Source organism: Psychroflexus maritimus, assembly GCF_011089875.1.
Classification (GTDB): Bacteria; Bacteroidota; Bacteroidia; order Flavobacteriales; family Flavobacteriaceae; genus Psychroflexus; species Psychroflexus maritimus.
Window position 1 is genome coordinate 1 of the sequence record NZ_JAANAS010000057.1, and the last position, 11,600, is coordinate 11,600.

Sequence of the window (11,600 nt, forward strand, 5' to 3'; positions counted from 1 at the left end):
AATGATGTCACAATAACAGCCAACCAAGGCTCTTGTGAAGCTATTGATGTTGAACTTGGAAATCCTGTGGCACAAAGTTGCTTGAATTTTGAAGTGGAAAATAACGCCCCAGAAGTATTCCCTCTAGGAACAACGCAAGTAACTTGGACACTCACAGATGAAAATGGTCAAATCATCTCTGCACAACAAAATGTAACGGTAACTCTAGAAGTAGACAACGCATCTTTATGTTACGTGACAAGTGATGAGGAACAAACAACAAAAAATAGAATTTTTATCAACAACTTTGGAGGAGATAATGTTTTGCAATATGATATTCTTAGGGAAGTTAGTACTAATAATTTTCAATTAATTGGAAGTATAGAAGACCCTAATGAGAACTCTTTCCTAGATGAGACTTCAAACAACCTTAGTCAAAGTTATGCTTATCGTATCAGAACAATTAGTATATGCAATACGCAGGACAATAACCTTATAACCCATCAAACGGTTTTGCTCCAGAGTAGTGTGGCGGTAAATAATTCGGTTAATTTAAATTGGAGTAGTTATAATGGTTTAAACTATGATGCATATAACATATACCGTAAAGTTGATAATGGAAATTTTGAGTTTCTTGCTACAGTATCCAGCTCAACACAGTCGTATAATGATGTTACCGCAAATGTAACTACTAGTACTTATGAATATTATATCTCAATCAGTGCCCCAGACTGTAGTGATTCTCAAAGTCAGGATAAAACGAGTTTTTCTTCAGCTGAGATAAAATCAAACATCCGTAATACAAGTAATCTTAATGTGTTAACTCATACTGCTGATTTAGGTGTGTCAATCTACCCTAATCCATCATCAAATGAAATAAACATAGCAATAAACGATGCGATACCTTTTTTAAAGGCAGAAATTTTTGATTTATCTGGAAAATTAGTTTTATCTAGTAAAAAGAAATCTATTTTAATTAAGGATTTACCAAGCTCATCGTATATTATCAAATTATACACTCAACAAGGAAATGCATCAAAGGTTTTTATTAAAAAATAAGCTTAGGATATTGCTGTCATGTTTGAAAACAAATAAGGTTAGGTTTAAAGAAAATGGCTAACCTCAAAAAATTGACTATAAAAACCCTTGTATATAGTTTTACAAGGGTTTTTATAGTCCTATCTAACATCAAACCTAACAGGGATTTAAATTAAAAGGAGGAAGCCCAGTAGGCTTCAGGTATTCGAACTTTAGTTCGTTTCGTATATACAAATTATTGTTAACAGAATTGTTTTAAAACCTATCAAAAACCCTATTAAACCGTTTGTAATTATTAAAGATTAATTAGCATGGTGTCTGCTCAAACATATTGAGCTGATTATCTGGTGGTTTAGAAGTCAATTTAGCTCATTCTTCTTCTGGATTTTGTAAAAACTTAGAGAGATTTATATAGGTCATTAAATGCAATCTAATAATGCTTTCCATATTCGAATATGCCCAACTACATTCAGTTTTTCGTTGAATGTAAAAAACCCTTGAACGAAAGGGAACTTAAGTTAAGGTTATACAAAATATTAAAACCCAAAGAAATGGAATTTCACTTAAATGATTATTATTATTGTCGAATCCATATCAAATGTAATAGAAGAGATAAGACAAGGTATGGAGTTCTTTAGCGGTATGAAAAAAAATGATTTAGATGAACTAAGGAACCTGAATGACCTAATCAATATGGACTATTTTAAAAATCTTATGGGTAGTGATGAGACATAGATTTTTTATCATTAAACACCTTTTGAAAGTTCTATATTCAATGATTTTATCTTACCTCTTCCGAATTCTTATCAGGTCGGGATGCAGGATTGGGGGATGCTCGCCGAGAACTTTGGAGACCTGTTCAACAAGAGGACCAGGCTGGAGGTCTTCGGTAATATCAAATGGAACGACTATTTTGAATTGGTTTATGTGGTGGGATAACCCATTGCTAATTTAAATCAGTAGATGGAGATATGTTGTTGTTTTACAACCCTATTGCCTTGGTTCTTGAGGATATAATTGCTTTATATTTTTCTTTCATGTCTGCCGATAAGAATGATTTATCTATCCATTCTTTTATTACAGGTAAATTATCAACGGTTCTTTTGAAAGCCCCTTTTATCTGTTTGCTGGATAGTCCCATTCCTTTGCCCAAAGCAACAAAATCATCAGACCTTAATTTTCTTTTTTTACCGTTCAGGGTAAGGGCAAGCTCTTCATCATCATCCGGATTCGCAATGGATGCGTTCAGTAAGTCATAAGCAGGGGACAAAGTCCAGCCAACAGGGCCTTTTATCAAGGAAAAGTTCTTCAGGTGCATATCGTTGTTACCGGTAATGAATGAAAAAACGACCAATTCAAAATACAGGACTTTGTCTAGTAACGTATTGCTGGAGTATAGGTCAATAGCCTTACCTATTTTTTCCATAGAACTTTTGTATTTGTCGAAGGCCTCCATTATTTGGAACATATCCAACATATGGACCTTTTTGCCATCATGTGTTCTGTCAATTCGCTTTGTAATATATGAGAGTTCACCTGATGCCAATCTGATAAGGGAAGATGGAACAGTTTTTATTCCCAAGTGTTCCGCTATTTTCATGGTCACATGTTCGTTCTCTGGCATTTCAGGATAAAGCTCCGATGGTGGTTTTAGAATGAACTCACCGCCCAACGCACCAATCACGGTCAGTCTTGAGTCGGTCTTTTCCAGTGTTTCTTTTATCAGGGACATGGACAGCTTGGGTTGCACACCGGGAACGGCAACACTGCGCTCCACAACGTTCTTGGCCAATTCGTCCATTTGGCTGAGGGAGTTATCTATTGTTGGGGGTGTTGTGGACCCAAAAAACGCCATAGAGCACTTATCGTGAAAGTCCTTTCCACCGGTTGTCTCACCATAACAATATAGGCACTTACCTTTCATTCTCCTTGATTATAGGTTTAACACTCACCGCACCAATACAGTTATGGCAACACGCCAACAAAAGTCCCATGCGGTCGTTGCGGTTTATTTTCCAGTTCTCAGAGGCTATGTTCAATAGCCAGCCCTCAGGTATGAGACCCTCAAAAAAGGGAAACAATCGTTTGTCATTATAGGGAGTATGAGTTACGGGCATGGTAAAGGTTATAAAGTCATTGGGATATTGCTCAACATACTTGTCATCATACTGAAAGACGTATTCTCCATCATTTGTTTCTGTGATGGTTCCAGCCAAATGGTCGTTATAATATACAAGTCCCTGTCTCATTTATCCTGTCTTTTTATCTGAACGGGAGCCAGTTCATGTCCGAACATATTCAGAACCAGATTTACCTTTTCCATGTTCAGGTTGGTCTTTCCCTGTTCAATTTTACGTATAACGGTCAGTGCCACACCGGCACGTTCGGCGAATTCCTCTTGGGTGAGATTGACACTTTTTCTCCGTTGCTTTACAAATTCTGATAAACCACTCATTATATGCTTAAAAATATAATTAAATACAAATATATAAAATTATATGTAAAAACATATATTTAGGTTATTTAAATTCATATTATATGTTTTATCATATAAAAAATTCATTATGTATAAAAAAATCGATTTTCTTTACAAAAGGAAATCTTTATGTTAAGGAAATAGGGGTAATCTTATCAAAGGGGTTTAACCAAATCAGGTTTCTGATTAGATAAATTGAAACAAAATCAATATATCAAATGCTCTTTGGCTTTGTTTCTCCAAACCGCCTGATTTTTATAATCCACAAAATAGATTTTCAAATCAGCTTGGTTCTGGTACTCCACGAAGAACAACTTTTTATCCGCTTGGTTGGCATATTGGACAGAAAATGCCTTTTGATAATTATAGTTGATTCCGAATAATAGGATTGTCGAGATTGTAAAAAAGTGTTTCATTTTAGATGTATTATGGTTCATCGTTAAAAATAGCAAAAAACAGACCAGATATTGCTTTCCAATAAATCAAGAATTAACGAAATCAAAATTTCCATTAAAACATCCTTTGGTCTTTACAATAAATTAAATCTGAAATTTAAAGTATAATGAAAAGATATTTATGAGTTATATTTATGACCGACAAAGCCAACCATGAGAATAAGTGGATATGAGGTTGGCGAAGGTGTTATCAATGATTATAAATAAAAAATCCCTCTCCGAACGCCTTTGGTTAGCAAGGGTAGGCAATTAGCCTTTAAATACTCGTGGGACTGAGTAATCAGTTGAGCAACCAGATCTGACTACCACAGACGAAAACTTAAATCCTAGTTTCCCCTAGCACAGCTCAGGAATAGAAACAATTGATTTATTACCTAAATCATTTAAATACAGCTTAACCTCATAACATTTTGATGAGGTTGAATTATCATCAAAATAAATTATATTAATCAGTTACTTTTATTTATAAATAATAGAAATTCAAACACTTAAGTCGTTTTATTATAAAAAACTTTAATTTTTATTTATTATCTTTGTTTTGTTTAAGAAATTTGAATCTAAGAAACAATAAAATAACTTGATATGAAATACATATATAACATACCATTATTAGCTTTCATTTTTACTTTAACCTCAGTGATGAATGCGCAAACCAACGTTTCTGGGATTATAAACACGAATACTACCTGGACACAAGCGAATAGTCCATACATAGTTACTGGGAATATCCTAGTTCAAACCGGTTCAACTTTAACCATTGATCCAGGGGTTGTGGTTAAAGTAAATTTAGGTTTATATATTAGAATAGATGGTAAAATAAATTGTGTTGGAACAACAAATAATTTTATAATTTTTGAATCAAATACTTTGAATCCTCAAAATGGAAATTGGACAGGAATCAATATTCGACCTACAGGAGGTGGATTAATTAATTCTGAGCAAAACTATATTTCAGGTTCTCAATTTAAATACACTAAAATTAAACACGCCAACAATGGATTATATATATATAATACTGGGATTTATGTTGATAATTGTGAATTTATTGATAATAATAATGGAATTGAGTTAAGAAACACAAACGGAGTTGTCATAAATAGCTCAACATTTTTTGATAACAATTCAGGAATATATTCTGAATATGAAACTTTTTTACCAAATGATGTTTCTAACAATATAATTAATACTTATATAAAAAATAATGTTTTCAATGAAAATGGTAATGGAATTGATTTAAATTTAAATCAAAGAAGTTTTGAGAATTTAATAATTTATAAAAATAGATTTACAAATAATGATATAGGGATTGATTTTTCAGGGGGCGGTTATGGCTGTAAAATTATAAGCACAGACATCGACAATAATATTTTTAATAATAATTCGATTGGTTTACAAGTTGGACAAATTTATGGTTACGGAGGAAATTCCGGTGAACCTCAAGGAGCATCACCATTTAAAGTAGTTAAAAATACATTTGTTAATAACCCTATTTATTGGAATTATGGAGGTGGAGTAAGTGGTGTAACATCTAAAATAAAAAATAATATTATTTATAATCCAAGTTCTGGAGTAAACTCAAGTAATTTAGATAATGGTATTTATTTCACTGGAGGCACTCAAAAGAATGATACAATATCCAATAATTTGATATATTCTTTAAGAGAATCAATTTCACTTCAAGATTCATACACAGACCCTTCAAATAAAATATTTTTAAATAACACTATAATTGGTAATCCAAAATATTCGGATCAAATGATATCGATATTTGGAGAAGGACATGTTTTTAATCATAATAATTTAAAAGTGTTTTCAAATAAGTTTACCTTTAAAAATAATAGTTCATCAATAATTAACGCTGAAAATAATTTTTGGAGCACTTCTAATGAAAATGAAATACAAGCAGCAATTTATGATTTTAACGATAATTTTGAATTAGGTTTAGTTGATTACACACCATATTTAAATACCCCAAACATCTTAGCCCCAATTTCACCACCAATAAATGTGGTTAAAACAATAAGCGGAAATGATGTTGTTTTAACTTGGAATGCCAATTTAGAGAGTGACTTATCCGGTTATAAATTATATTTCGGCAATCCAACGGGATATTCTTATGATAATGTTATTGACTTAGGAAATGTAACTAGTTACACTATTGCTAATGGTAATTTAAGTAATGAATATGCATTGACTGCTTATGATAATTTGGCTAACAATATTGAAGATCAAGTTGAAGGTAATGAAAGTTGGTTTTCAATTGCAAACGCTCTCCCGGAGCTTCCTTCAAATATTACTGTAGAAGTAGCTCCAAGAAAATCAAAATTATCATGGACACTCAGTTCTTCAAATAACGTAACAGGATATAAAATATTTAAAGGCACTTCACCTAATCCTACTACTTTATTAACTACTGTTTCAAATTCTACTGTTTCATATACCGACACTGAGTTAACAAATGGAACTACTTACTATTATTCCATAAAATCAATTGATTCAAATGGATTAGAAAGTGTTTCTTCCCCAGATTTAAGTGCTACCCCAACTAATACTTGGTATGTAGCAACAACAGGCGCAATAGACGGATTTGGTTCAAGTAATTCGCCTATGAATGCTATTCAAACGGCAATTGATGCTTCTGAAGACTTAGATCTAGTAATTGTTTCTCCAGGTACTTATTACGAAAATTTAACTATTTATGAGAAAGTAATAACCGTTTCAACACCAAATCCAAACAGCTCATCTTCAAATACTATTATTGATGGTGGAGCCAATGGGTTTCCTGTAGTTTTAATTGAAGGCAATAGTGCTAATTTAAATAATTTAAATGCTGAACTTAAATTTAGTGGATTTACCATACAAAACGGATTATCTCCAACCTACGAAATTGCTGGAGGATTAGTTGTTAAAGGAATAGGTCATCCTAACCTTCAAATAAAATTGGAACACTTAATTATTGAAAATAATATTGCAACCAATGCACCAGGAGGATCCTACTTTTATTATACTAATAAATTATTATTAAACGATATTACATATAGAAATAATAATGGCGTGTCTACTTTAGGAGCGTTTAATGCCAATTTTGAAATGGATAAATGCCAATTTTATAATAACACTTCAACCACAACTTTATTTGATTTTTGGCACAACTCGAGTACTAATAGCTATTCCATAATCAAAAATTCTCTTATTAAAAATAATACCGGAAATGGAACATTCAATGTTATGGATGGCTTAATTTTTAATTCGACAATAGTTACAAGTGGATTAAACAATTCTTTTAGAGGGAAAAGTGCAATTATTAATTCCATTATTGGCCAAAATCAATTTATCAGTTCAACTGAAGGACTATTAAATATTTCAAATTCACTGATTCAAGACGGACAAAATTCAGTTACTGTATCAATCCCAACTTTTTTAACTTATCAGAACAATTTATCAGGAGATATTCAATTTGTTAATAGCTCTCAAGAAAACTTTAGATTATCGGACTATTCAAAAGCCATTGGACATGGCGTAAATAGCATTAATTTGTATAGTATAAATTATGATTTAAATTCTGGGAATTCTAATGACTTAGATAATAATATAAGGCCATTTCCCGCTGGATCAAATATAGATTTAGGTGCTTATGAAAATGAATTGGCTACAACCCTCCATAACTCAACAATTTATGTGGCAACTGATGGTAATAATACCGGAAGTGTTGGTTTAGAAACAGCTCCTTTTGCTACGATACAAGCCGCTATAAATTATGCAATTGATGGAGATCAGATATTAGTTAAACCAGGAACATATACAGGAACTTTTAGTGTAACAAAATCAATTTCAATTAGTTCTACTGATGGTTACCAACAAACAAATCTTGTTGTTTTAGGTATGCATCAGAGTATTTTTGATATAAATGGAGGTGATTTTTCAAACCTTATCAATGTAAATATAACAGGTTTTAAGTTTTCTACAAATACTCCTAACATAATACAAACGGGTATTTCAGTTTCTGTTGGGGCATTTGCTAAAGTTGAAAAATGTTGGTTTGAAAACATATCAAAGTCATTTGGCACGTATTACGGATTTTATGACGTAATTAATTCTGTCTTTAAAAATGTTGGGGATGTTGCATTTCATGATGCAGGATATAGTAATAATGATAGATTATCGAGAATTATTAATTGCACCATCATTAATGCAAACAAAATCACAGTGGCGCAATCACAGTATTATCACAAAATATACAATACAATTATTACAAGAGAAAATCAATCTCTAGAACCTTATTTTACCTCAGGAGTTTTCCCATATTTGGAAAAAGTATTAATTGATTCTAACCCAAATACCCAATCTGGTTCAGTGTTTACAACTATTTCTTCTATTAATGATATTTATTTTAATGATATTTTAAACAATGATTACTCTCTTAAAAACTATTCTCCAGCCATAGGTTATGGTGGCGCTTTATCTGAAGTGTTAGATGATATTGATGGCAACCCACGCCCTGGGCCAATATTAAGTTTTCCAGACGTTGGTGCATATGAAAATCCCCTAGCTACACCTTCAAACGCGCCACCAAAAATGGATGCGATTAATGATATTTCAATTGATGAAGATGCTCCGCAACAAACGATTATGTTAACAGGTATAAATGATGGGGATTTATTTTCTAATCAAAATTTATCATTGAGTTTTACTAATGATCAAACAGATTTATTTTCTGAATTTACCCTGAATTATGTCCCCAATAGTTCTACAGCATCTATTACTTTTACTCCAGCTCCTGACGCACACGGGTTAGCAAATATTACACTAAACCTTCAAGATAGCGGAAGCGAAACTAATGGTGGAATTAACAACAGTTCCTTTACATTTAGCATCACTATAAACCCTATAAATGATGCTCCTGTAGCCAATGATGATATAGTAACAATAGATGAAGACAACTCCATAATTATTAATGTGATCCAAAATGATACTGATGTGGATGGAAATATAAATCCTGAAACGCTTCTTATCATGACACCGCCTGCACACGGTAGTGTAACTGTAAATAACCTAACTGGAGAAGTTACTTATACACCTAATGAAAATTACTTCGGACAAGATGAATTTGTTTATGAGGTATGTGATGATGGTTTTCCTTTGCCTTCACTTTGCGACCAAGCCACTGTGTTTATCACCATAAACCCTATAAATGATGCTCCTGTAGCCAATGATGTTTTTGTCTCTTCAGATGAGGACACCCCCATTGTTATTAATGTGACCCAAAATAATACTGATGTGGATGGGAATATTGATCCTGAAACACTTCAGATTCTAACACCGCCTGAACACGGTAGTGTAACTGTAAATAACCTAACTGGAGAAGTTACTTATACTCCCAATGAAAACTACTTCGGGCAAGATGAATTTGTTTATGAGATATGTGATGATGGTTTTCCTTTGCCTTCACTTTGCGACCAAGCCACTGTTTTTGTCACCATAAATGCTATAAATGATGCTCCTGTAGCCAATGATGATGAAATAAATCTTGATGAAGACAGCCCCATTGTTATTAATGTGATCCAAAATGATACTGATGTGGATGGGAATATTGATCCTGAAACGCTTCAGATTCTAACACCGCCTGAACACGGTAGTGTAACTGTAAATAACCTAACTGGAGAAGTTACTTATACTCCTAATGAAAACTACTTCGGGCAAGATACTTTTACTTACCAAGTTTGTGACAACGGATTCCCATTGCCAGCACTTTGTGATCAAGCTAATGTAAACATCACCATAAACCCCATAAACGATGCTCCTGTGGCAAATGATGATGAAATAAATCTTGATGAAGGGAGTTCTGCAAATATTTTAACAAATGGAAATAACTCTGTTTTAGACAACGACTTTGATGTAGATGGTGATGTAATTACAGCTATATTAGTCCAAGGCCCTTCACATGGATCATTAATTTTAAATGAAGATGGAACTTTTCTTTATACTCATGATAATTCTGAAACAATACTAGACAGTTTTACCTACAAAGCAAATGATGGGATTCTTGACAGCAATATAGCAACTGTAACAATAACTATTAATCCTGTAAATAACAATTTTCCTTCAGATATCAATCTTAGTCAAAACACAATTGAAGAAAATACTACTGGAGTTTTAATTGGTAGTTTTGAAACTATTGATTTAGACTTACCTTTTGATTCTCATACTTATCAATTGGTAAATGGTGAAGGGGATTCGGATAATTCAAGTTTTGAAATCATTAATAATGAATTATACAATATAATGCCTTTTGATTATGAAACTGTACAATTGCTTTCAATAAGGGTTAGATCTACTGATGATAACAATCAATTTTTTGAAAAGTCGTTTATGTTAAATGTTATTAATGTTAATGATATTTCAATTAGCTTTAACGTCACTGATGCATATTGTGAAGGAGAATTAGGTGATGGATCTATTCAAATAACTTCAATTAATGAAACTTTGGGAGTGCTGTCATTTAATTGGTCTGCTTCAAACGGAGGCATAGTACCTGAAGGACAGGGTAACAACCAAGACTTAATTAATTTGACTCCTGGAACATATCATTTAACACTCCAAGATGAATACTTTGAATTCACCGAGACATTTGAAGTCAACTTAATTCCTGCTTATAATGAATTACAAATTTGTTATATAAGTAGTGATGAAGTTGAAACTCAGAAAAATAGAATATTTTTAAATAAGACGGGGGCTTATAACACTTCTGAATATGAAATTCTCAGAGAGACAAATGTTTCAAATATCTATGAATCAATAGGATTCCTCAACCCTGAACAAGAAAGTTATTTAGATGAAAATTCTAACAATTTAATGACTGAATATAAATATAAAGTTAGAGCGATAGACAATTGTGGAAATTCTTCTAATTTATCAACATTTCATAAAACTATTTTACTTCAGAGTAGTGTGGCGGTAAATAATTCAGTTAATTTAAATTGGACTATCTATTTAGGAGTAGAGTATTCATCTTATCAAATATACCGTAAAGTTGATAATGGAAGTTTTGAGTTACTTGCTACAGTGTCCAGCTCAACCCAGTCGTATAATGATGTTACCGCAAATGTAACTACTAGTACTTATGAATATTATATCTCAATCAGTGCTCCAGACTGTAGTGATTCTCAAAGTCAGGACAAAATGAGTTTTTCTTCAGCTGAGATAAAATCAAACATTCTTAATACAAGTAATCTTAATGTGTTAACTCATACCGCAGATTTAGGTGTGTCAATCTACCCTAATCCATCATCAAATGAAATAAACATAGCAATAAACGATGCGATACCTTTTTTAAAGGCAGAAATTATTGATTTATCTGGAAAATTAGTTTTATCTAGTAAAGAGAAATCTATTTCAATTAAGGATTTACCTAGCTCATCGTACATTATTAAAATTTATACACAACAAGGAAATGCATCAAAAGTTTTTATTAAAAAATAAGCTTAGGATATTGTTGTCATGTTTGAAAACAAATAAGGTTAGGTTTAAAGAAAATGGCTAACCTCAAAAAATTGACTCTAAAAACCCTTGTATATAGTTTTACAAGGGTTTTTATAGTCCTATCTAACATCAAACCTAACAGGGATTTAAATTAAAAGGAGGAAGCCCAGTAG

Annotated in this window: 6 protein-coding genes; 2 read left to right on the plus strand and 4 right to left on the minus strand. The window is 32.3% G+C overall.

Features of this window, described 5'->3' with window-relative positions:
• Nucleotides 1-1,038: T9SS type A sorting domain-containing protein (locus tag G7034_RS08120; protein ID WP_166400469.1), on the plus strand; the 1,038-nt coding region annotated here is incomplete at its 5' end.
• Nucleotides 1,039-1,999: 961 nt separating this feature from the next.
• On the opposite strand, the gene G7034_RS08125 is transcribed toward G7034_RS08120, so the two are convergent.
• The 4 genes from G7034_RS08125 to G7034_RS11840 form a co-directional block, all read right to left on the minus strand.
• Entirely contained in the window at nucleotides 2,000-2,941 is a 942-nt protein-coding gene (locus G7034_RS08125) for a HipA domain-containing protein (RefSeq protein WP_166400470.1), read from the minus strand.
• Complete coding sequence (locus G7034_RS08130; RefSeq protein WP_166400471.1) at nucleotides 2,931-3,266, minus strand: HipA N-terminal domain-containing protein; 336 nt, start codon at nucleotides 3,264-3,266, stop codon at nucleotides 2,931-2,933. Before G7034_RS08130 ends, G7034_RS08125 begins: the two co-directional genes overlap by 11 nt.
• Nucleotides 3,263-3,472, minus strand: coding sequence for a helix-turn-helix domain-containing protein (locus G7034_RS08135; RefSeq protein ID WP_166400472.1), 210 nt, complete (start codon nucleotides 3,470-3,472; stop codon nucleotides 3,263-3,265). Before G7034_RS08135 ends, G7034_RS08130 begins: the two co-directional genes overlap by 4 nt.
• 227 nt (nucleotides 3,473-3,699) lie before the next feature.
• Nucleotides 3,700-3,930, minus strand: coding sequence for a DUF6150 family protein (locus G7034_RS11840; RefSeq protein WP_317163762.1), 231 nt, complete (start codon nucleotides 3,928-3,930; stop codon nucleotides 3,700-3,702).
• A 600-nt stretch (nucleotides 3,931-4,530) separates the two neighbouring features.
• Between G7034_RS11840 and G7034_RS08140 the strand changes: the two genes are divergently transcribed.
• On the plus strand, nucleotides 4,531-11,427 hold the full coding sequence (locus tag G7034_RS08140; RefSeq protein ID WP_166400473.1) for a tandem-95 repeat protein: 6,897 nt from the start codon (nucleotides 4,531-4,533) through the stop codon (nucleotides 11,425-11,427).
• Nucleotides 11,428-11,600 lie beyond the last annotated feature (173 nt).

What these genes read in the sequence shown, in the direction of transcription:
- G7034_RS08125 (WP_166400470.1), bottom strand. Translation starts at nt 2,941, where the DNA reads ATGAAAGGTAAGTGCCTATATTGTTATGGTGAGACAACCGGTGGAAAG.
- G7034_RS08130 (WP_166400471.1), bottom strand. Translation starts at nt 3,266, where the DNA reads ATGAGACAGGGACTTGTATATTATAACGACCATTTGGCTGGAACCATC.
- G7034_RS08135 (WP_166400472.1), bottom strand. Translation starts at nt 3,472, where the DNA reads ATGAGTGGTTTATCAGAATTTGTAAAGCAACGGAGAAAAAGTGTCAAT.
- G7034_RS11840 (WP_317163762.1), bottom strand. Translation starts at nt 3,930, where the DNA reads ATGAACCATAATACATCTAAAATGAAACACTTTTTTACAATCTCGACA.
- G7034_RS08140 (WP_166400473.1), top strand. Translation starts at nt 4,531, where the DNA reads ATGAAATACATATATAACATACCATTATTAGCTTTCATTTTTACTTTA.